General features: G+C 70.7%; 22 protein-coding genes. 11 read left to right on the top strand and 11 right to left on the bottom strand.

Annotated elements, in window-relative coordinates; genetic code table 11:
* Positions 1-185: 185 nt before the first annotated feature.
* On the bottom strand, positions 186-1,658 hold the full coding sequence (locus tag Q0W60_RS02425; protein ID WP_297692198.1) for a CYTH and CHAD domain-containing protein: 1,473 nt from the start codon (positions 1,656-1,658) through the stop codon (positions 186-188).
* A gap of 203 nt (positions 1,659-1,861) precedes the next feature.
* On the opposite strand from Q0W60_RS02425, the gene bioB reads away from it, so the two are divergent.
* From bioB to Q0W60_RS02410, 3 genes are all read left to right on the top strand, one after another.
* Positions 1,862-2,860: a biotin synthase BioB gene (gene bioB, locus Q0W60_RS02420; RefSeq protein WP_297692196.1), complete on the top strand. Its 999-nt coding sequence runs from the start codon at positions 1,862-1,864 to the stop codon at positions 2,858-2,860.
* Positions 2,861-2,972: 112 nt separating this feature from the next.
* On the top strand, positions 2,973-3,899 hold the full coding sequence (locus Q0W60_RS02415) for an ABC transporter ATP-binding protein (RefSeq protein WP_297692311.1): 927 nt from the start codon (positions 2,973-2,975) through the stop codon (positions 3,897-3,899).
* Positions 3,896-4,657: an ABC transporter permease gene (locus Q0W60_RS02410; RefSeq protein ID WP_297692194.1), complete on the top strand. Its 762-nt coding sequence runs from the start codon at positions 3,896-3,898 to the stop codon at positions 4,655-4,657. The genes Q0W60_RS02415 and Q0W60_RS02410 overlap by 4 nt, the downstream gene beginning before the upstream one ends.
* Positions 4,658-4,822: 165 nt before the next feature.
* Here Q0W60_RS02410 and Q0W60_RS02405 read toward each other — a convergent pair whose 3' ends face one another.
* From Q0W60_RS02405 to Q0W60_RS02385, 5 genes are read right to left on the bottom strand one after another with little or no spacing between them, the layout of a single operon-like run.
* On the bottom strand, positions 4,823-5,101 hold the full coding sequence (locus Q0W60_RS02405; protein WP_297692192.1) for an HPr family phosphocarrier protein: 279 nt from the start codon (positions 5,099-5,101) through the stop codon (positions 4,823-4,825).
* Entirely contained in the window at positions 5,098-5,502 is a 405-nt protein-coding gene (locus tag Q0W60_RS02400; protein ID WP_297692190.1) for a PTS sugar transporter subunit IIA, read from the bottom strand. The genes Q0W60_RS02405 and Q0W60_RS02400 overlap by 4 nt, the downstream gene beginning before the upstream one ends.
* A 59-nt stretch (positions 5,503-5,561) precedes the next feature.
* Positions 5,562-5,996, bottom strand: a complete 435-nt coding sequence (locus tag Q0W60_RS02395; RefSeq protein WP_297692188.1) for an HPr kinase/phosphorylase — start codon at positions 5,994-5,996, stop codon at positions 5,562-5,564.
* Positions 5,993-7,606, bottom strand: coding sequence for a stimulus-sensing domain-containing protein (locus Q0W60_RS02390; protein WP_297692186.1), 1,614 nt, complete (start codon positions 7,604-7,606; stop codon positions 5,993-5,995). The genes Q0W60_RS02395 and Q0W60_RS02390 overlap by 4 nt, the downstream gene beginning before the upstream one ends.
* On the bottom strand, positions 7,575-8,291 hold the full coding sequence (locus Q0W60_RS02385; protein WP_297692184.1) for a response regulator transcription factor: 717 nt from the start codon (positions 8,289-8,291) through the stop codon (positions 7,575-7,577). The genes Q0W60_RS02390 and Q0W60_RS02385 overlap by 32 nt, the downstream gene beginning before the upstream one ends.
* Positions 8,292-8,442: 151 nt before the next feature.
* Here Q0W60_RS02385 and Q0W60_RS02380 point away from each other — a divergent pair, with 151 nt between their 5' ends.
* A complete protein-coding gene (locus Q0W60_RS02380; protein WP_297692182.1) occupies positions 8,443-10,158 on the top strand; it encodes a hypothetical protein in 1,716 nt (571 codons plus the stop codon).
* Positions 10,155-10,562, top strand: a complete 408-nt coding sequence (locus tag Q0W60_RS02375; protein ID WP_297692180.1) for a Tat pathway signal protein — start codon at positions 10,155-10,157, stop codon at positions 10,560-10,562. The genes Q0W60_RS02380 and Q0W60_RS02375 overlap by 4 nt, the downstream gene beginning before the upstream one ends.
* Before the next feature lie 42 nt (positions 10,563-10,604).
* On the opposite strand, the gene Q0W60_RS02370 is transcribed toward Q0W60_RS02375, so the two are convergent.
* Genes Q0W60_RS02370 through Q0W60_RS02360 form a run of 3 tightly spaced genes read right to left on the bottom strand, consistent with a single transcriptional unit; the run spans position 10,605 to position 12,370 of the window.
* On the bottom strand, positions 10,605-11,381 hold the full coding sequence (locus tag Q0W60_RS02370; protein WP_297692178.1) for an SDR family oxidoreductase: 777 nt from the start codon (positions 11,379-11,381) through the stop codon (positions 10,605-10,607).
* 9 nt (positions 11,382-11,390) lie between these two features.
* A complete protein-coding gene (locus Q0W60_RS02365) occupies positions 11,391-11,702 on the bottom strand; it encodes a 4a-hydroxytetrahydrobiopterin dehydratase (protein ID WP_297692176.1) in 312 nt (103 codons plus the stop codon).
* Entirely contained in the window at positions 11,699-12,370 is a 672-nt protein-coding gene (locus tag Q0W60_RS02360) for an HAD-IA family hydrolase (protein WP_297692174.1), read from the bottom strand. The genes Q0W60_RS02365 and Q0W60_RS02360 overlap by 4 nt, the downstream gene beginning before the upstream one ends.
* Positions 12,371-12,434: 64 nt before the next feature.
* Between Q0W60_RS02360 and Q0W60_RS02355 the strand changes: the two genes are divergently transcribed.
* The 6 genes from Q0W60_RS02355 to Q0W60_RS02330 all read left to right on the top strand — a co-directional run bounded on the left by Q0W60_RS02355 (position 12,435) and on the right by Q0W60_RS02330 (position 16,770).
* Complete coding sequence (locus Q0W60_RS02355; protein ID WP_297692172.1) at positions 12,435-12,788, top strand: VanZ family protein; 354 nt, start codon at positions 12,435-12,437, stop codon at positions 12,786-12,788.
* Positions 12,785-13,609 carry a heme-dependent oxidative N-demethylase subunit alpha family protein gene (locus Q0W60_RS02350; RefSeq protein ID WP_297692170.1) on the top strand — a complete coding sequence of 275 codons (825 nt, stop codon included), beginning with the start codon at positions 12,785-12,787 and terminating at the stop codon, positions 13,607-13,609. The genes Q0W60_RS02355 and Q0W60_RS02350 overlap by 4 nt, the downstream gene beginning before the upstream one ends.
* 23 nt (positions 13,610-13,632) lie before the next feature.
* Positions 13,633-14,373 carry a hypothetical protein gene (locus Q0W60_RS02345; protein WP_297692168.1) on the top strand — a complete coding sequence of 247 codons (741 nt, stop codon included), beginning with the start codon at positions 13,633-13,635 and terminating at the stop codon, positions 14,371-14,373.
* 725 nt (positions 14,374-15,098) lie between these two features.
* Positions 15,099-15,902 carry a helix-turn-helix transcriptional regulator gene (locus tag Q0W60_RS02340; RefSeq protein WP_297692167.1) on the top strand — a complete coding sequence of 268 codons (804 nt, stop codon included), beginning with the start codon at positions 15,099-15,101 and terminating at the stop codon, positions 15,900-15,902.
* Positions 15,903-15,992: 90 nt separating this feature from the next.
* The gene (locus tag Q0W60_RS02335) at positions 15,993-16,307 is read left to right on the top strand and encodes a hypothetical protein (protein ID WP_297692166.1); all 315 of its coding nucleotides are present in this window, start codon (positions 15,993-15,995) and stop codon (positions 16,305-16,307) included.
* A gap of 64 nt (positions 16,308-16,371) precedes the next feature.
* Positions 16,372-16,770 carry a VOC family protein gene (locus Q0W60_RS02330; RefSeq protein WP_297692165.1) on the top strand — a complete coding sequence of 133 codons (399 nt, stop codon included), beginning with the start codon at positions 16,372-16,374 and terminating at the stop codon, positions 16,768-16,770.
* A 203-nt stretch (positions 16,771-16,973) separates the two neighbouring features.
* Here Q0W60_RS02330 and Q0W60_RS02325 read toward each other — a convergent pair whose 3' ends face one another.
* Positions 16,974-17,741: a glucose 1-dehydrogenase gene (locus Q0W60_RS02325; RefSeq protein ID WP_297692164.1), complete on the bottom strand. Its 768-nt coding sequence runs from the start codon at positions 17,739-17,741 to the stop codon at positions 16,974-16,976.
* A 43-nt stretch (positions 17,742-17,784) separates the two neighbouring features.
* Positions 17,785-19,206 carry a L,D-transpeptidase family protein gene (locus Q0W60_RS02320; protein WP_297692163.1) on the bottom strand — a complete coding sequence of 474 codons (1,422 nt, stop codon included), beginning with the start codon at positions 19,204-19,206 and terminating at the stop codon, positions 17,785-17,787.
* Positions 19,207-19,255 lie beyond the last annotated feature (49 nt).

Raw genomic sequence — 19,255 nt, 5'->3', positions numbered from 1 at the left:
AGCGCCGAACTCCAGTTCCTGCTCATCCCGGCGGACGTGGGGATCCAAGCGGAGGATGGGTCGGATGGCGGGGTGACAGCCGAGACGCCGCTTTCGCCGGGACGAGCGGCGGAAATGTTCGCGAGATCGGGGATCGCCGGATCCAGCATCTGGCAGATGCGCGATCTGCCGGTCGGGGGTCGGCCCTAGGCCCAGAACGGGTCCGTGCGGCGCAGGCGGCCGAGCGCCCTGTCGGCGCGGGCGATCAGCTTGGACTTGCCGGCCGCGCGGAGGCCGGCGAGCTCGCCCGCCGCGAACGCCGCCTCGGGCGTCAGGCCGAGGTCGGCGGTCAGGGACTCGGCCGTGGCGATGTCGTTCAGCGTGCCGAGCACGTCCTGCAGATCCTTCACGCGCCCGACGAAGCGATCGACCCGCTTCTCCGCATAGAGGCCGGCGAAGCCTTCGCCCGCGTAGCGCAGCTTCTTGGCCTGGATCCGGACGGCGTGGCGCGCCTTATCGTCGCCGCTCTCGATCCGGCGGCCGCGCTTCAGCACCTTCCTCAGCCGCTGCTCAAGCACCCGGGCGGCATAGGCGCGGGCCGACTCGCACGCCGCCGCGCGGCCGACCCATGCGCCAGTCTCCACCCAGGCAGAGGCGTCGATCATCAGCCGGCGGAAACGGTCCGAGGCGGCGGCGCCGGCGGCGTCCTCGCGGGCGGTGTCGCGGGCGGCGGCCACCGCATCGTTGAGGCCGCCCAGGCCGGCCGGCGCAGCCGCCTTCAGCGCCGCCGGCGCCAGCACCTCCTGGGCGTAGACATCGAGATTGCGGGCCCTGTCGAACGCCTTGGCGAGCCAGCGAAGCTCCGCCTTCATGGGCCCATAGGCGTCGTCCTGGACCACCGTCCGGGAAGTGGAGAGCGCGCTCCGCAAGCGGCGTGCGGCGACCCGCAGCTGATGCACCGCTTCCGGCGTCGCCGCCTCGCGCAGCACGGCGGCGTTGGCGGCGATCTGGGCCAGCGCATTGCGGGCGTTCGCCTGGAACGCCTCGCCGATCGTGGCATGGCCGGCCAAGCGCACCTTGTCCTTGCGCCGCGCCTCCACGCCTTCGCCGGCGACCAGCGCCTGGCCGCGCGCCGACTTGGTGTCGAAGGAGAGGTAGAGCGGGGCGGCCTTGGTGAGCTCGCGGGCGAACTCGAACAGCGCCGCCGGGCGTCCGGACTTCAGCTCCAGCTCCACCTCGCTGATCGGGCTGGCCAGGCGCCCGCCCGAGACCTCGCCCTGGTCGCAGGCCAGTTCAATCTCCGAATCCCCGAACCGGACCAGCCGCTGGCGGCGGGTGACGCGGACGTTGTAGGCGGGCTCGAGCGCCGCGGCGTCGGCTTCGGACAGGATCTCGCGGAGCGGCGCCAGTTCGCTGGGCGGCTGGTCGCCTTCCAGCGGCGCCTCGTACTCCTCGCGCGCCAAGCCGTCGCCGCGTTTCATGGTGAGCACGCGGCCGGCCTTCGACTGGCGCACGCGCAGGCTGACGCCAGCCTTCTGCAGGCGAAGGTCCGGCGTGTCGAAATAGACGCTGATCAGTTCGCGGGAATCATCGTCGCCTTCCGGCGCGGCGGCCAGCACCGCGCTGAGGTCGCGCGGCGCGCAGAGGAACTTCAGCTCGATCTCCCGCGACCCGCTCACGGTCGGCCTCCAATCCCTCAACGGCCAAGATGGTTTAGGCAAATGCCAGGAACAAAGCTCGTGGCAGTTTGGTGACATGCGCTCCCCGGGCATTGATCTCGCTCATGACGCCGCGCCGATGGCCTGACGTCGCGTCAGGCCGCTTGCCTCGGCCCGCGGGCCAAGCTCTAAGAGCGGCGTTTCCCTCGAGCCAGGATGCGCCGATGAACGCCCCCCTCCTCCCCGCCCGCCAGGATGCGGCCCTGCCGCGCCACGACTGGACGCTCGAAGAGGTCGAGGCGCTGTTCGAGACCCCGTTTACCGAGCTGGTGTTCCGCGCCGCCGAGACGCATCGGCGCTGGTTCGATCCCACCGAGCTGCAGATCTCCCAGCTTCTGTCGGTGAAGACCGGCGGCTGTCCGGAGAACTGCGGCTACTGCGCCCAGAGCCAGCACTTCAAGACCGGTGTGGCGGCCTCCAAGCTGATGGACGCCGGCGCAGTGATCGCCAGGGCGCGCGAGGCCAAGGCGGGCGGCGCGCAGCGGTTCTGCATGGGCGCTGCCTGGCGCGACCTGAAGGACCGCGACCTGCCGAGGCTCGCGGCGATGATCGCGGGCGTGAAGGCGCTGGGCCTTGAAACCTGCGCCACGCTGGGGATGATGACGCCGGGTCAGGCCGAGGCGCTGAAGGCGGCCGGCCTCGATTTCTACAACCACAACCTGGACACCGGGCCGGACTATTACGACCGGGTGGTCACCACCCGGACCTACCAGGAGCGGCTGGACACCCTGTCGGCCGTGCGGGAAGCGGGGATCGCCGTCTGCTGCGGCGGCATCGTCGGCATGGGCGAGACCCGGCGCGACCGCGCGGGCCTCCTGCACCAGCTCGCCACCCTGCCGGCCCACCCGGAGAGCCTGCCGATCAACGACCTGATGCCGATCCCTGGCACCCCGCTCGGCGGCTCGGAGCCCGTGGACCCGCTGGAGTTCGTGCGCATGATCGCGGTGGCGCGCCTGGTCTGCCCGAAGTCGGTGGTGCGCATCGCCGCCGGGCGCGAGCACATGACCAAGGAGCTGCAGGCGCTCTGCTTCCTGGCGGGCGCGAACTCGATCTTCGTCGGCGGCCGGCTGCTGACCACGAAGAACCCCGAGCCCACCGCCGACGAGGCCCTGCTCGCCGACCTGAAGATGCGGCCGATGGGAAGCGCCCTGTCTCCTCTTTAGGGGGAAGGATGTCCCCGCAGCGGACAGGGCCGACCCTCCCCCTGAAGGGAGGATAGCGCTGTCGGTGGCGAGGGTGGCCGAACATCCCTATGTCGCGCCGAGGGGAGCCTCCGTGCAGCCGATCATCTCCATCGAGGGCCTGTCGAAGACTTACGCCGGCGGATTCCAGGCGCTGAAGGATGTCGACCTGACCATCGGCAAGGGCGAGATCTTCGCCCTGCTGGGTCCGAACGGCGCGGGCAAGACGACGCTGATCGGCATCGTCTGCGGCCTGGTCAACCCGACCGCCGGCAGGGTCATCGCCGACGGTCACGACGTGGTCCGCGAGTTCCGCGCCGCGCGCGCCAAGATCGGCCTGGTGCCGCAGGAGATCTCCACCGACGCCTTCGAACGGGTGTGGGACACCGTCAGGTTCTCGCGCGGCCTGTTCGGCAAGCCGCCCAATCCCGCCCACCTGGAGAAGGTGCTGAAGGACCTCTCGCTGTGGGACAAGAAGGACGAGAAGATCATGGCGCTCTCCGGCGGGATGAAGCGCCGGGTGATGATCGCCAAGGCCCTTTCGCACGAGCCCACGATCCTGTTCCTCGACGAACCCACCGCCGGCGTCGACGTCGAACTGCGCCGCGACATGTGGGAGATGGTGCGCGGGCTTCGCGAGAACGGCGTGACCATCATCCTGACCACCCACTACATCGAGGAGGCCGAGGAGATGGCCGACCGGGTGGGCGTCATCCACAGGGGCGAGCTGATCCTGGTCGAGGAGAAGACCGCCCTGATGCGCAAGCTCGGCAAGAAGCAGCTCACGCTGCACCTGCAGGAGCCGTTGGCCGCCGTGCCGCCGGGCCTTGACGGGTACCAGCTGGAGCTCGCGGCCGAGGGCGGCGAGCTGGTCTACACCTTCGACGCCCAGGCCGAGACGACCGGCATCGCAGAGCTGCTGCGGGCGCTCTCGGCCAAGGGGATCGACTTCAAGGACCTGCAGACGGCCGAGAGCTCGCTCGAAGAAATCTTCGTCAGCCTGGTCAGGGCACGCCCATGAACCTCTACGCCGTGCGCGCCATCTACCTGTTCGAGATGCATCGCTGGGCGCGCACGGTGGTGCAAAGCCTGGCGACGCCGGTGATCACCACCTCGCTCTACTTCATCGTGTTCGGCTCGGCGATCGGCCGGCGGATGCCGCTGGTGGACGGCGTCTCCTACGGCGCGTTCATCGTGCCGGGGCTGATCATGCTGTCGATCCTCACCGAGAGCATCGCCAACGGCAGTTTCGGCATCTACATGCCCAGGTTCGCGGGCACCGTGTACGAGGTGCTCTCCGCGCCGATCTCGGCGTTCGAGATCGTCCTGGGCTATGTGGGGGCCGCGGCCAGCAAGTCGGTGGTGCTGGGGCTGATCATCCTGGGCACGGCGCGCCTGTTCGTGCCGTTCTCGGTCGGCCATCCGCTGGCGATGGCGGCGTTCCTGGTCCTGACCTCGGTCACGTTCTCGCTGTTCGGCTTTCTCACCGGCGTCTGGGCCGACGGCTGGGAGAAGCTGTCGATCATTCCGATGATGGTGGTGACGCCGCTCACCTTCCTGGGCGGCAGCTTCTACTCGATCGCCATGCTGCCGGGCGTGTGGCGGCAGGTCGCCCTGTTCAACCCGGTGGTCTACCTGGTGAGCGGCTTCCGCTGGAGCTTCTACGGCGTCTCCGACGTGGGCGTGGGGCTTTCGCTGCTCATGACGCTCGCCTTCCTGCTCGCCTGCCTGATCGCGGTGAGCTGGATCTTCCGCACCGGCTGGCGGCTGAAGACGTGAACTCCCTCCCTTAACGGGGGGGAGGGGCGGGCGCAGCGAGCGTGGGAAGTTGCGGGAGAGAGTGCGAAACACGGGAGAAGCTAATCGGATGGGCTTGAGATCACGCCCGGGACTTCCCCACCCTGACCGCCCTCGGCGGTCCGTCCCTCCCCATTAAGGGAGGGACTACTCGTCCTCGTCGAAGCGGCTGGCGACGAGGGCGGCGAGCGCGTCGACCGCGGCGGCGGCCTGCTCGCCCTGGGCGTCGATCTCGATGCAGCAGCCGGGGCCGGCGGCCAGCATCATCAGGCCCATGATCGAGCGGGCGTCGACGGTCTGGCCGTCCTTGGTCACCCGCACCTCGGCGTCGAACTCGGTGGCCAGCTTGACGAACTTGGCTGACGCGCGCGCGTGCAGGCCGCGCTTGTTGGTGATCTCGACGGTGCGGCTTGCGCCTTCGCTCACTTCTCGCCGGCCAGGACGTAGGACGCGACCGAGATGTACTTGCGTCCCGCCTCCTGGGCGCAGGCGACGCACTCCTCCAGGCCTTGGCGGTGGCGCACGCTGGCCAGCTTGATCAGCATCGGCAGGTTGAGGCCTGCGATCACCTCGGCCTTGGTCTGCTCCATGACCGAGATCGCCAGGTTCGACGGAGTGCCGCCGAACATGTCGGTGAGCAGGATCACGCCCTGGCCGGAGTCCACCCGTCGGCAGGCGTCGAGGATGTCGCGCCGCCGGCGCTCCATGTCGTCGTCCGCGCCGATGCAGATCGCTTCCACCGCCGCCTGGGGGCCCACCACATGCTCCATGGCGAAGATGAACTCCTCCGCCAGTCGCCCGTGCGTGACGATCACGAGCCCGATCATGCAAGCTGTCTCAAGGGGGATCCCCACCCGACGCGGCGGCGCGTGCGTCCGCGGCCGTGCTAAATACGCCTGTTGGGGTCACGGTCAAACAGCGCGAGCGCGCGGCGGAGTTTCGCAGGAGCCGAGGCCTCCAGCGGCGACAGCGCCAGCCGTGGGACCTCGACGCCGAGCACGCTTTCCGCCTGCGGCTCGGGAAGCCGCTCCGCCGCCGCGCAGCGCACGAGGAGGCCGACCTCGGCGAGCGGCAGCGGCGAAAGGGCGATCACGTCCAGGCCGCGCACCTCCATCAGTCCGGCCAGCGTCTCGGGCGCGCGGCCGTAGAGCCGCCCGGCCGAGGACCAGAGCAGCACCCGGTCGTCGGCGACCAGCCGGAAGCCCGCGTCGAGCGCCCGGAACGCCAGGTCGCTCTTGCCGCAGCCGGCCTCGCCCTCGATCAGCACGCCGAGCCAGCGTCCGCCCATCCGGGTCGCGACCAGCCCGCCATGGCGGATCATCCCTGCGCCTCGGGCAGGGTGAGGATGAACATGGCGCCCCCGATGCTGCCGTCCGGCCACTGGCGGTTGGCGGCGCGCAGGGTGCCGCCGTGGGCCTCGGCGATCTGGCGCGCGATCGAGAGGCCGAGGCCGGAGTTGCCGCCGAACGCCGCGCCCTTCGGCCGCGAGGTGTAGAACCGCTCGAAGATGGTCTCCAGGTTCTCCGGCGGGATGCCCGGGCCGGAGTCGGCGACGGTCGCGACCACCGTGTTCCTGACCTTGGCGAGGCCGACCACCACCTCCCCGCCGCGCGGCGAGAAGGAGCGGGCGTTGTCGATCAGGTTGCGGAACACCTGCGACAGCGGCCCTTCGCGGCCCACCACCGCCGGCGCCTCCAGCCCGCCCGGCGGCTCGAACTTCACGGCGACGTCGCCGGGCTTGGCCGTCGCCTGGTAGAGCGCGACCACGTCGAAGATCAGCCGCTCCATGTCGATGCGCTTCGGCTGATCGCGCGACAGCTCGGCGTCGAGCCGCGAGGCGTTGGAGATGTCGGTGACCAGCCGGTCGAGCCGCTGGACGTCGTTCTTCAGGATGCCGAACAGCCGCTCGCGCGCGGCGGGGTCCTTGACCAGGTCGAGGGTCTCGACCGCCGAGCGCAGCGAGGTGAGCGGATTGCGGATCTCGTGCGCCACGTCGGCGGCGAAGCGCTCGATGGCGTCCATCCGCTCGGACAGCGCATGGGTCATGTCCTCGAGGCTGCGGGTCAGGTCGCCGAGCTCGTCGTCGCGGCGCGCCAGGTCGGGCAGCGAGATGGCCCGGGCGCGCGACAGGCGCACGCTGTCGGCGGCGCGGGAGAGCCGGCGCACCGGCTGGGCGATCAGCCGGTTGAGCAGCAGAGATGACGACAGCGTCACCCCAATGGCGATCAGGATGAACGGAATCAGCGCCGCGCGCTCGCGGGCGATGATCTGATCGACGTCGTTGGCCTCCAGGGTCAGCACCCCCAGCACGTCCTGCACGTGCTGGATGGGGATCGAGACCGAGACCACGCGGCGGCCGTCGTCGCCGGCGCGCAGATCGGCCACCTGCCGGCCCGACATCGCCTGGCGCACCTCGGCGGCGAGCTCGGCCCGCACCTCCGCCGGGCTGGGCTTGGGCAGCAGGCGGCGCACGTCGAAGCTGAACGGCGGCGGCTCGCCCGGCCGGCGCGCGGGCGGCAGCACTCGCCGCTCCACCCGGTCGGCCACCCACTGGGAATCCGCGACGAGGCGGCCCTTGGCGTCGAACAGGCGCGCCCGCTGGGTGCGCGGGTTGGCCAGCATCTGCAGCACGATCCGGTTGGCGAAGGTCGGATCCATCGAGGGCTCCGGCTCGCCCTCGGTCGCCGCCTGGTCGATGATGGTGGCCATCAGCTCGCCCTGGGTCGTCAGGCTGTCGATGCGGGCGTTGACCAGGCCGCGGCGCAGCTCGTTCAGCACCAGCGCCCCGGTGATCAGGATCGCCAGGCCCAGCACGTTCAGGACGACGATCAGCCGACCGAGCCTGGAGCCCGGCAGCCAGCGGAACCGCGACGGCTTCCTGCTGCGCCCCTGCGGCCCGTCAGGTTTCGCGGTACCGGTAGCCGACGCCATAGAGGGTTTCGATCGCGTCGAACTCAGGGTCGACCTCGCGGAACTTCTTGCGCATCCGCTTGATGTGGCTGTCGATGGTGCGGTCGTCGACATAGACCTGATCGTCGTAGGCCGCGTCCATCAGGTTGTCGCGGCTCTTCACGAACCCCGGCCGCTGGGCCAGCGCCTGCAGCAGCAGGAACTCGGTGACCGTCAGCTTCACCGGCTTGCCCTCCCACAGGCAGTCGTGGCGGGCCGGATCGAGGGTCAGCTTGCCGCGCTTGATCGCCCGGGCGCTCGCCTCCGCCGCCTGCGCGGCGGCGGTCTGGGCGTCCTCGCCCTCGATGCCGGAGCGGCGCAGCACCGCCTTCACGCGCTCGATCAGGAGCCGCTGGCTGAACGGCTTGTGGATGTAGTCGTCGGCGCCGAGGTTGAAGCCGAGGATCTCGTCGATCTCTTCGTCCTTGGAGGTGAGAATGATCACCGGCACATCCGAGGCGCGCCGCAGCCGGCGCAGCACCTCCATGCCGTCCATGCGCGGCATCTTCACATCGAGGATCGCCAGGTCGGGCGGCTCGTTCTCCAGCGCCGCCAGGCCAGCCGCGCCGTCGTAGTAGGCCTTCACTTCGTGGCCGTGGCTCTCCAGGGCGAGGCTCACCGACGTCACGATGTTCTCGTCGTCGTCGACCAGGGTGATCTTGGCCATCTTGGGTTCGAGGTCTCCGTCGGCAGAAGTCAAGCTATTCGGCCTGCACGGTGGCCTCAATGCGGCGAGGTCCGGGGCCGCTCCGCCGGTCAACAGAGCCTTAAGGTTGATGCGGTCAACCTTGCTCGTCTCCGGTAGGAGTTGCGTAGAGATGGGTGTCGGTAGCGTTCATTTCGAGGTCTACATCCGCAAGACGCCCCGATCTTCCTGGACGCTGGAGATGGCCTCCGAGAACAGGGCGGCGGCGATTTCCTGCGCCGAAGAGCTGATGAAAGAGGGCCGCATCGCGGCGGCCAAGGTCAGCAAGGAGACCCTCGACGAAGAGACCCGCGAATTCCAGACGGTGACGATCTTCAAGGCCGGCGCCCACGAGGGCGGCGCGAAGAAAACCAGGGCGGCTGAAGCGGTCGAACCGCTCTGCGTCACCCCGCAGGACCTCTACACCATCCACGCGCGCGAGCGGATCGGCCGGCTTCTGGAAGCCTGGCTCGAACGCAACCACGCCACGCCGTTCGAACTGCTGCACCGGCCGGACCTGGTGGAGCAGCTCGAGGCGTCCGGCACGGACCTGCAGCATGCGGTGCAGACGATCGCCGTCCCCGAGGCGCTGGCGCGCGGGATGTCGGTCCACGAGCTGATCCGCACCTTCCACGGGCTCGTCGAGCGCGCGATCGACCGCCTGCTCGCCGACTTCCGGCGGGGCGCGCTGCCCGACGTGGACGCCGAGGGCTTCGCCGCCGCCGCCCAGCGGCTCAGCCACGAGCCGGAGCGCGGCTATCTGCTGGGCGCCGGAGTGGCCGCCGCCATCGCCCCGGCCCACGGCTGGACCGACAAGGTGATGCGCCTGCTCGACCTGGCCGAGGCGGCGCCGGCGGCGGGCCCGGCGCGGCATCTGGCGCTCGCCACCCTCGCCCAGCCGCTGGCCGAGATCCTCGGCTGCAAGCCCGGCCTGGAGGAGATCCTCGGCAAGGGCCTCGACCTCGGCGGCCATCTGGCGGCCATGACCCGGCTCGCCGCTGCCGATGCGGTCGACGTCCTGATCCGCGTCGAGCCGTCGGTGGCCAAGGTGATGCCGACGCTGGCGCCGTCCGCGGCCCGCCTCGCCCGCTGGCTGGCCGACGAGGCCTTCATCGAGGTGCGCGCCGCGATCGGCCAGCGCATCCTGCGCGACCTCAGCGGACCGAGGCGCCTTCGGCGCAACGATGCGGTCGCGGAGATCGAGGTGCTGCGCGCGCTCGCCATGTCGCTGACCGCCGCGGCAGGCCAGCTGCTGCCGCTGGAGGACGTCCAGGCCGCCTTCTCGACCCGCTCCAAGATGCTGGTGACCGGCGAGTTCGTTGAGGCCTACCTCGGCCAGGACAAGACTTCGCGCGAGGAGGCCCGCGCCCTGGTGTGGCTGACCGAGAACGTCATCGGCGCGGCCAACAAGCGCGTCGCCGGCCGCTGGCTGGCGGCGGTCGTCGCCTCGCTGAAGTTCGAGAAGGAGCTGCGCAACGGTCCCGACTCCGCCGCCGTGCGGCTGGCGGCGCTGGCCGATTTGCAGCGCTCAGCGGGCCGCTGCGGCCTCGTCGAAGAGGACTACCGCCCGATCCAGGCCAAGCTCGGGGATCTCGGCGGGCTCGTGGAGGCCGACTCCCGGCTGGTCGCCCAGCTCGTGCAGGCCAAAGCGCCGGCGGTGCATCGCCTGACCCTTCTGCTGCGGCTGGCGTGCGGCGAAACCGCTCCGCTCGGCCCGGCCGCCGACCGCGCGCGCAGCGAGGCCATGAGGCTCGCCCGCCACGAGGACACCCGCGCCGAGCTGTCCAGCGCGCCCGAGCAGGTGGAGACCGTGCGCGACCTGATCCAGCAGGCGGGGCTCGCCGCATGACCCGCCGCGGGCTGCTCGCGGCCGCGGCGCTCGCCGCTCTCGCCGGCCCGTCGGCGGCGATCGCCGCCGAAACCGACAAGCGGAAGAAGAAGTCTGGGGGCGCGTCCTATCTGCCGATCGACACGCTGACCGGCGCGACCAACCGCTCCGGCGGCCGGCGGGGCGTCCTGACCGTCGAGTGCGGCCTCGACGTGCCGGATGCCGGGCTGCGCGCCCTGGCCGACGAATCGATGCCGCGGCTGCGCGCCGCCTACCTGGAGACGGTGATGACCTACGCCGCCGGCCTGCCCGAAGGCGCGACGCCCAACGCCGACTTCCTGGCCCGCGCCATGCAACGGCAGACCGACGCCCTGCTCGGTCGCGCCGGCGCGCGCCTACTCCTGGGCGCCATCCTGGTCAACTGAGCGCCGGTCCCCGAGCCGCGGGCTAGCGTGGCGCTATTCCGCTCACATCGCGCTGATGCCGCCGTCGAGCTTGAGCTCGGCCCCGGTCATGAACTTCGACTCGTCGGACGCCAGGTAGAGGCAGGCGTTGGCGATGTCGTCCGGCTCGCCGATGTGGCCGACCGGGACCTGCCGCGCGAGCTTGGCCTCGGCCGCCTCCTTGCCGAACTGCTGGCGCAGCGGATCGAGGATCGGGGTGTCGATGAAGGTCGGGTGGATGGAGTTGGAGCGGATGTCGAGGCCCTGCTTGGCGCAGTGCAGGGCGATGCCCTTCGAGAGCAGCCAGACGGCCGCCTTCGAGGCGTTGTAGGCCGGCGAGTTGTGGGCCGCGATCAGGCCCGCGATCGAGGAGATGTTGATGATCGAGCCCGGCTGGTGGGCGCGCATGTACTTGAGCGCATGCTTGGTCCCGAGGAACACCGAATCGACGTTGACGCTCATCACCTTCTTCCAGTCCTCGAAGGCGAGCTGCTCGATGTTGCCGCGGAGCGAGATGCCGGCGTTGTTGACCAGCACGTTGATCCCGCCCATGGCCTCGTCCGCCTCCTCAAGGGCGAAGATCCACTCCGCCTCCTTGCTGACGTCCAGGGGGAAGGCGAAGGCGATCCCCTCGCCATGCGCCGCGTTGATCTCGCCGGCGACAGCCCTGGCGCCCTCCAGGTTGAGGTCGCCGATCGCGACTTTCGCGCCTTCGGCGGCGAGCTTGCGCGCCATGGCCGCGCCGAGGCCCTGGGCGCCGCCCGAGATGAAGGCCTTCTTGCCTGCGACCCGACCGGGCATGCCCCGCTCCTAGTCCTCTTTCATGCCGGCGGACTTCGCCGCCATGTCCATCAGCTTCGCGAGGGTGACGTCGAGCTCGCTCACCCCCTCGACGTCGTGGGTGGCCAGGGTGACGTCCACGCGATTGTAGACGTTCGACCACTCGGGGTGATGGTCCATCTTCTCGGCCATCAACGCGATGCGGGTCATGAACCCGAACGCCGCCGTGAAGTCGGAGAAGCGGAAGGTCCGGCAGATCGCATCGCGTCCGCCCGGCGCGGCGGCCCACTTCGGCAGGGTCTTCAGCGCCTCGGCGGCGCCGATCTTCGCGGGTCGGCTCATGCGGGCGCCTCCTGATCGAAGCTGAGGCCGGTCGCCCGGGAGAGCTCGGCCAGGGTCTGGTCGACGTCCACCACCTTGATCGCGGTCATGCCGAGCTGGTGCGCCGGCTTGCAGTTGATGCCGAGGTCGTCGAGGTAGACGCAGGCCTGCGGCTGCACGCCCAGGAGCTCGCACATCATCACGTAGATGCGGGGGTCCGGCTTGCGCACGCCCGCCTTGGAGCTCTCCACGATAGCGTCGAAGAAAGGCATCACCAGGCCCATCGCGCCGGCGGCCCGCTGCGGCTCGTTCTGTCCGGGGCTGTGCGTCGAGACCACGTTGTTGGTGATGCAGCCCACCTTGAAGTGCTGCTTGCAGGTCTTCAGGGCCGCCACCATCCGCGGCCGCAGTTCGCCCGAAAGCTTCGGCAGCACGTCGCGGCCGCGGATCGGAAAGCCGAGCGCCGTGGATTCCTCGAGAAACAACTCGTCGAAGCGCGCCGCGTCGATTTCGTTGCGCTCGAACAGGGCCCAGGCGTTGTCGTGATGGTTGGTCGCGTTCACCCGACGGATGTGGTCCTTGGGCGCGCCAAGCTCGGCCTCGAGGCGATTGAAGGCCTCGAACGGCGAAGAGGTGAACACCCCGCCGAAATCCCAGATCACTGCCTCGATGCCCGACCTTGGCGCCATCGGCTTCTCCGCTGCCCAGCCCCGGCGGTCTAGAGAGCCCGGGCGGGACGTGCAAGAAGCCCCTATGCGCCCCCACCGCCTTTCCCCGCCGCTTCGGCTGGCGCTCTACGCCGCCGCCTGCCTCGTGCTGCTGTACCTCACCCAGGCGCCCAGCCGCCAACTCCCGGAGCTCGATCTGTGGGACAAGGCCGAGCACGCCATCGCCTGGTTCGTGCTGGCGGCGAGCGGGTTGGTCCTGTTCCCACGCCGGCCCGGACGCATCGCGGGATTTGCGCTCGCCTTCGGCGGCCTGGTCGAGCTGCTGCAGGCATGGCTGCCGTTCGGGCGCGACCCCGACTGGCGGGACTGGATCGCCGACAGCGCGGGCGTGGCCGCAGCGCTCCTCGCCGGCGCGGCGATCCGACGAGTGCGCCGATGAGCCTGCGCCACCGCCCGTGGGAGCAGGCGGCCGACTTCGCGATCGGGTTGCGGCCAATCCCGGCCGCCGCATGGCTGGAGGGCGGCGAGGCCGACCCGGCGTCCCGCAAGGACGCGCTGTTCGAGACCGCGCGCGAGCTGGTCTGGGCCGAGACCGAGGGCTCCCGGCCTGGACAGCAGGAGGCGCTGGCGCTGGTGGAGGCGGCGCTCGGCCCTTCCGCCCCGCTGTCCGGACTGCCGCCGCTCTACGCCGCCGCGCGCCGCGTCCCCGACGACCTCTGCCTGATGGAACGGCGCGCGGGCGACTGGCGGCTGACCGCCCTGTCGCTCTCGGCCGGCACCTTCTTCACCGCCCGCGAGGTGATCGGCCGCTCGGTGGGCGAGCTGCACGGGCCGGTCACCGGCTTCTCCGAGCGGTTCCTGGCGCGGGTGAGCCGCATCTTCGAGGGCCTGCGTCCCGACCTGGTGCTCGAACGGCGCAACTGGACGCTGACCAACTCCGCCGAGCTGCACGCGCCCGATCCCGCGCCGATCCGCGCCCGGATCGCGGCGATCGCGCCGCAGGACGCGGGCCGCGCGCTGACGGTCCGGGTGGAACGGCAGACGCTGCGGCGGCTGCCGGCGACGAACGGGGCGCTGTTCAGCATCCGCGTGTGGCTCGCCCCGCTCGCCGAGCTGGCGCATGAGCCGGACGCGCTCGCCGGCTTCGCCCGCGCCTGGCGCGCCGCCACGCCGGAGTTCCGCGCCTACAAGCGGCTCGACCTCTACGACGCACTGGTGGAGGGCTTCCTGGCCAATCCCGGCCGCGTCGACGACGACTGAGCCACGCCCTATCCTTCGCCGCCATGGCCGCCCCGCCCCGCCCGTTCGTCTATCTCGCCGCGCCCTGCTACGGCGGGCGGGTCACCCTGCACTTCATGACCTCGGTCCTGGCGCTGGCGGCGGCCTGCGAGACGCGCGGGATCGGCCTGCACGTCGAGCTGCTGGCCAACGATGCGCTCATCGCCCGCGCCCGCGCCCGCCTCGCCGCCCGCTTCCTCACACACGCCGATGCCAGCCACATGCTGTTCTGCGACGTCGACATCGGCTTCCAGCCTGAGAACCTGTTCCGGCTGCTGGACGCGCAGAAGGACATCGCCGCCGGCGTCTATCCGCTGAAGGCGTTCGACTGGGAGAAGGTGCGGGCCGCCGCCAAGGCAGGCGCCGACGACCTGCAGGCCGCCGCCCTGAGCTATGTGGTCCGCTTTCTGCCGACCACCGACCGCTCCGTCGAGGTGGAGGACGGGTTCGCCCAGGTCGCCTACGGCGGCGCCGGGTTCCTGCTGATCCGGCGAGAGGCGTTGCAGCGGATCGTGGCGGCCCATCCGGAGCTCGCCGCGACGCTCGACGACGGCTCCCGCGCCGCGATGGTGTTCGACCCGATGGTCGAGCCGGAAACCGGTCAGCACCTCTCCGAGGACTACGCCTTCTGTCGCCGCTGGCGCGCGCTCGGCGGGCAGATCTGGGCCGACGTCGAGGCGAGGCTCACCCACGTCGGCCACACCGCCTATTCCGGCGCCTTGATCCACGCGCTGCGGCCCGCGTGAGGGGCGTCGGACTCACATTCAGGATGCAACTTCCGCGCGATCAGCCGGCAGGGCGGCCCGGCGCACGGCGGGTCCGGTTCCATGCGGCGCTTGCCGCCGACCGGCGTGGCGGGCTGCGGCGAGGCCGACCGAACGTCGCCGAGATTGGCGAGGTCGCAGGCGCCCGGATGCGTCGCGGATGTGGGAGCCGCACGGCTCCGGCCGCAACCCCCCGCGCGGCCTTCGGGGGCAGATCGGGCCGGCCGCCGAACCCCGTCGTTCAGCACCGTGAGCCGCCGCGCGCCATCCGGCGTGCGCCGTCCGGGTGACCAAAGGCGCGTCCGGAACCTCACCTTGGACGTCGCCGCGCCGCCCGCAGTCGGGCCATGCGCACGGCGCAGGGACGCGCGGATCCAAGCGTCCGCAGGGTCGCCGATTGCGCTTTTTCCAGTCGCCGATCCTCGCCGGGCCGGACGCCATGATTCGTCCGCGACGAGCCCGCAGCGCCGCGCCCCCGGTCCCCTGTCCGCGCGCACTCCCGCCTTCGGTATGGCCGCCTCCCTGGGGAATTTGACCGGTAGGGCTGGCGTCGCGCAGCGCGGTATGGCCGCGGCGACCCGGCTGCGGTCCGACCCGGGCATACCGGGGTCCCCGCGTCGCCGCGCCACACTGACGCGACACTGTCCCATGCCTCACTCTGCCGTGGCGCTTCGTTGGAGCTGAGTTGTAGCCGAGGTGGCCCTGCCGTGAGGTTCGATCCCGTCAAGCTCAAGGATGCCCGGACGCGGATGGCGATGTCGCAGGAACGGCTCGCGAAGCGATGCGAACTGAGCCGAAAGAGCATCCAGCGGGCCGAGAACGGCGAGGTCGTCCGGCCGGAGACCGCCGCCCTCATGGCCGCGGCGCTGGGGGTCGTGCTCGACGACCTGCGGCTGGCGTCCGGCTCGGCGGCGGACCGCGCGGACCTGCGCCTCACTCTCCGGCGGGCAAAGTCTGGGACCCGGGTGTTCGAGACCCTCGCCCAGTCCTACGCGGGACGGATCAGCTGCGACGTGGAGGCCACTGGCGACACCATCGATGCGCTCGCCGGGCTGGTGGCCAGCCTGGGCCGCCTCTTGTCGGATTCCTGGGGCGCTGGGCCGGCCGTGCCGGCCGACCTGCCGATCGTAGACCGGCTGCGGATCATCGCGGAGCTCAACGACGCGCTGCGCGTGCTGGAGCGGCACGGCATCGGCTGCTTCATGGGCCACTATTATCGGTATGTGGTTTCCGGGCGGGGCGAGACCCGTCCGCAGGGCGAGGCGGGCGGCAGCGCCGTGATGCTGACCCGCATTCAGCTCAGCGACTGCCCGCGCGACGCCCTGCAGGTGACGATCGACCAGGAGTGGAGTAGCCGCCGCGCCGCGGCCACCCCGGCGCAGACCTCGGCTGTCCCGCTCGGCGACGACGAGCGGTTCGTTTTCCTGGAAAGCCGATCGCCGCTGGGGGTCGTGGATGCCGACGCCGGCGGCGATGTGATCGAGGGAGCATTCTCTGTCCGCGTCGCCTAGCCGCGCGCCCGCGGCGTTCGCGCTCTGGCCCGACGCGCGCGTCAGCGCTACCCATGCGGTCCCGGCAAGCGGTTCGTCAGGGCCTGGAGCATGAAGGAATTCATCGACCTCAAGGGCGCATCCGGCGTCGCCTATCGTTTCCGGCTGTCGGCGGACGGCGAGTTCCAGCAGCCGATCGCCGGCAACTACGCCTACGTGCAAGCCGACGGCACCGGGGTGAAGGTGATCGTGCTGGGCGAGACACCGGACCTCTCGCGCAGCCGCGCCGGCCTGCCGAAAGGGCCGCGGCGCGCCGGGACCCACCTCTACACCCGGCTCAACGTCTCGCGCGCGGTCAGAATGGCCGAGCACGAGGACCTCGCCGCCCATTACGCCAGCGCCCGGGTGGTCAACGGCTCCAGCTGAACGCAGCCGGCTGCTGCATCGCCGCCGCGGCCGCGCTATGCTCAGCGCCCACCGGGAGGCGCCCATGCGGGTCAATGCGCTGGATCACGTGAATATCTTCACCGACGACATGGCGGCCTCGGCGCGGTTCTACGCCGAGCTCTTGGAGCTTTCGGTGCGCGACGGCCCCGCGCCGCTGAAGCCCGACCAGGTGCAGTGGGTCTATGACGACCAGGACCGGCCGATCGTGCACCTCAACGCCCGCGGGGCGCCCCAGGCCTTCCCGCGCGACTGTCCGCCCGGCCCGACCGGGCCGATCCACCACGTGGCGCTGAACTGCTCGGGCAAGGCCGAGGTGGTGGCGCGCCTGAGCGCGCGCGGCGCGGCCTTTTCGCGGAACGAGATCGCCTCGATCGGGCTAACCCAGATCTTCACCCAGGACCCGAACGGCGTGCTTCTGGAGCTCAACTTCTACGGCGACTGAGTGGCCGCAACGCAAGTTTCGAGTGGAAGATCTGCTGGCGCCTGCGAATTTGCCTGTTGGCAGGCAACCAACTGGCTTTCCACGCGCAGCCGCGTCCCCCTGGCGTTCACCGATTTCCAGGACCACCGCTTCGGACCGGTCTCCTTCATCCGGCTGCGCAAGACGTTCGGCTGAAATCGGTCTCGCCGGCGCGCCCGACAGCCTCAGCGGGCCGTATACCCGCCGTCGATGACGATCTCCGCGCCGGTGACGAACTTGGCTTCGTCCGAGGCGAGATAGACGCACCCCCACGCGATGTCGTCCGGCTCGCCCATGTGGCCCAGGGGATGCAGCAGGTCGACGGCGTGCCGCGCCTCGGCCTGGTCCGTCTGATCCTTGAGATAGCCCTCGACCATCGGTGTCCAGATGAAGCCGGGATGGACGGAGTTCACGCGAATCCTGTCCGCCGCGTAGATCAGCGCGTCGGTCTTGCTCATCAGGCGCACCGCCCCTTTCGAGGCGTGGTAGGGGGGCGCGTCCGGCGCGCCCACGAGTCCGTAGATCGACGACAGGTTGATGATGGCGCCGCCGCCCGCCTGCTTGAGATGCGGGATGGCGTGTTTGGTGCAGAAGAACACGCCCTTGACGTTGATCGCCTGCACCCAGTCCCACTCGGCCTCGGTCAGCTCATGCGTCGGCTTGTTGGCGCCCGCCACGCCGGCGTTGTTCACCAGGACGTCGAGGCGGCCGAAATGGCGCGCCGCGGCGTCGATCACCCAGGCGACCTCGTCCTCCTTCTGGACCTCGCAATGCCAAAACCGCGCCTTCAGCCCGCGGCCCGCGAGCTCCGTCGCAAGCGCCTCGCCTGGAGCATCCTGCACGTCGAGGATTGCGACCGCGGCGCCTTCCTCGGCCATGCGGATCGCGGTCGCGCGACCGAGGCCTACGGCGGCGCCGGTGATCACGGCGACCTTCCCCTTCAATCGATCCATGGCGGTCTCCTCACTGGCTTGGCCTGGAAACTGGCCTGCGCCCTCACGGGCCGAACTGGCCGGGCTCAACGTCGCCATTCGCTGTGGCCGCGCGGACCCGGATATCGGATGCAAGGCTGGGGGCGAGCGCGGCCCTGAGGCGGTCATCCCAGCCGTAGGGATCGGGGCGGAACGTGACGGCGCCGGAGGCGTCCGCTTCGGCGGTAGTGTAGATCACAAAGAGCGGCGGGGCGCCCTTCAACTCCACCCGCTGGGTGGCCCCTTGGGCGATCGCCGCATCGATGCGCTCGGCCGTCCACCCCTGGTTGGCGAGCAGCGCGGCGGCCAGCTCGCGGGGCTTCTCCAGCCGCATGCAGCCGTGGCTGAGCGCGCGCACGGCGCGGCCGAACAGACTCTTGGCCGGCGTGTCGTGCAGATAAACGCCGAAAGGACTCGGGAAATCGATCTTCAGCTGGCCCAGGGCGTTCTTCGGGCCGGGACGCTGCTGCAGCCGGCCGTCGACGAAAGTCATGTTCTCGCGCGCGAGATAGCCAGGATTCTTGGCCGCCTTTGGCAGGATCTCGGCCCTGGCGATCGAGTCAGGCACGTTCCACGGCGGATTGAACACCACCGCCTGCAGGCGCGGCGCCGTGAACAGGGGCGTGTGGTGGCGCGGGTCGCCGACGATCGCGCGCATGGTCAGGGCCGGGACGCCGTCACGGTAGAGCGTCATCTGGGCCGCAGCCACGTCGACCTCGGCGCGATTCGCTGGCAGCGGGCGGGCCAGCCAGCGCCAACGCTCCAGATTGACCTCGATCTGCTGGAGACGGGCCTCGGCGCTGACGTTGAGCGCCGCGAGGGTCTTGCGGTCGACCAGACCGTTCGCCGCCAGCCCATGCCGCTGCTGGAAGCTGCGCAAGGCCCGTTGAACGCTTTCGTCGAAGGTGACGGAAGCCGTCGCCTGGCGTGGCAGGTAGCCTTCCGCGGCCAGCCGTTGGCGCAGCAGCTTCACGTCCGGGCGCTGCTCGCCGAGGCTGAGCCGCAGGCCGGCCGGCAGCGGGCGCCAGCCGCCGGACCACGCCATCGCCTGGTAGCGGCACCGGGCCGCGATCAGGGCGCGATACCGGGGGTCGCTCGGCGAGAGCGACTTCAGCCAGGCGCCGAGCCGGCCGGCCTCGCGCGCCGCGGCAAGCTCGGCGGCGATATCGTGGCGCGGCGGATCGTAGGCCCAGGCGCGATCGACGTCGGACGGTCGCACGCGCTGCGCCAGCTCGGCCTCGGCGGCCTCGCTCACCGCCTCGAGCAGGCCGGAGTCGGCGAACTTGATCGCCTCCCCCGAGCTCGGATCGCAGTTGGCGCGAAGCGCATCGATGATGGCGCCGCGCTCGGCGGGCGTGAGCGGCGGCGCAGCGGGACCTGCGCCAGAGGCGAGCGGCGCGAGGCTCACCAGGGCGGCGAGCAGGCAGGGGCGAGCGAAGCGAAACATGCGACGCAGCATGCGCCGGGCGCGGCGACGCGGACTTGAGGTCAATCAA

It is taken from the genome of Phenylobacterium sp. (genome assembly GCF_025934275.1).
GTDB lineage: Bacteria > Pseudomonadota > Alphaproteobacteria > Caulobacterales > Caulobacteraceae > Phenylobacterium.
The sequence above is the reverse complement of the archived record's forward strand: the minus strand, read 5'-3'. Positions and strand labels throughout refer to the sequence as shown.

What these genes read in the sequence shown, in the direction of transcription:
- bioB (WP_297692196.1), top strand. Translation starts at nt 1,862, where the DNA reads ATGAACGCCCCCCTCCTCCCCGCCCGCCAGGATGCGGCCCTGCCGCGC.
- Q0W60_RS02410 (WP_297692194.1), top strand. Translation starts at nt 3,896, where the DNA reads ATGAACCTCTACGCCGTGCGCGCCATCTACCTGTTCGAGATGCATCGC.
- Q0W60_RS02400 (WP_297692190.1), bottom strand. Translation starts at nt 5,502, where the DNA reads ATGATCGGGCTCGTGATCGTCACGCACGGGCGACTGGCGGAGGAGTTC.
- Q0W60_RS02395 (WP_297692188.1), bottom strand. Translation starts at nt 5,996, where the DNA reads ATGATCCGCCATGGCGGGCTGGTCGCGACCCGGATGGGCGGACGCTGG.
- Q0W60_RS02390 (WP_297692186.1), bottom strand. Translation starts at nt 7,606, where the DNA reads ATGGCGTCGGCTACCGGTACCGCGAAACCTGACGGGCCGCAGGGGCGC.
- Q0W60_RS02385 (WP_297692184.1), bottom strand. Translation starts at nt 8,291, where the DNA reads ATGGCCAAGATCACCCTGGTCGACGACGACGAGAACATCGTGACGTCG.
- Q0W60_RS02380 (WP_297692182.1), top strand. Translation starts at nt 8,443, where the DNA reads ATGGGTGTCGGTAGCGTTCATTTCGAGGTCTACATCCGCAAGACGCCC.
- Q0W60_RS02375 (WP_297692180.1), top strand. Translation starts at nt 10,155, where the DNA reads ATGACCCGCCGCGGGCTGCTCGCGGCCGCGGCGCTCGCCGCTCTCGCC.
- Q0W60_RS02370 (WP_297692178.1), bottom strand. Translation starts at nt 11,381, where the DNA reads ATGCCCGGTCGGGTCGCAGGCAAGAAGGCCTTCATCTCGGGCGGCGCC.
- Q0W60_RS02365 (WP_297692176.1), bottom strand. Translation starts at nt 11,702, where the DNA reads ATGAGCCGACCCGCGAAGATCGGCGCCGCCGAGGCGCTGAAGACCCTG.
- Q0W60_RS02360 (WP_297692174.1), bottom strand. Translation starts at nt 12,370, where the DNA reads ATGGCGCCAAGGTCGGGCATCGAGGCAGTGATCTGGGATTTCGGCGGG.
- Q0W60_RS02355 (WP_297692172.1), top strand. Translation starts at nt 12,435, where the DNA reads ATGCGCCCCCACCGCCTTTCCCCGCCGCTTCGGCTGGCGCTCTACGCC.
- Q0W60_RS02350 (WP_297692170.1), top strand. Translation starts at nt 12,785, where the DNA reads ATGAGCCTGCGCCACCGCCCGTGGGAGCAGGCGGCCGACTTCGCGATC.
- Q0W60_RS02345 (WP_297692168.1), top strand. Translation starts at nt 13,633, where the DNA reads ATGGCCGCCCCGCCCCGCCCGTTCGTCTATCTCGCCGCGCCCTGCTAC.
- Q0W60_RS02335 (WP_297692166.1), top strand. Translation starts at nt 15,993, where the DNA reads ATGAAGGAATTCATCGACCTCAAGGGCGCATCCGGCGTCGCCTATCGT.
- Q0W60_RS02330 (WP_297692165.1), top strand. Translation starts at nt 16,372, where the DNA reads ATGCGGGTCAATGCGCTGGATCACGTGAATATCTTCACCGACGACATG.
- Q0W60_RS02325 (WP_297692164.1), bottom strand. Translation starts at nt 17,741, where the DNA reads ATGGATCGATTGAAGGGGAAGGTCGCCGTGATCACCGGCGCCGCCGTA.
- Q0W60_RS02320 (WP_297692163.1), bottom strand. Translation starts at nt 19,206, where the DNA reads ATGTTTCGCTTCGCTCGCCCCTGCCTGCTCGCCGCCCTGGTGAGCCTC.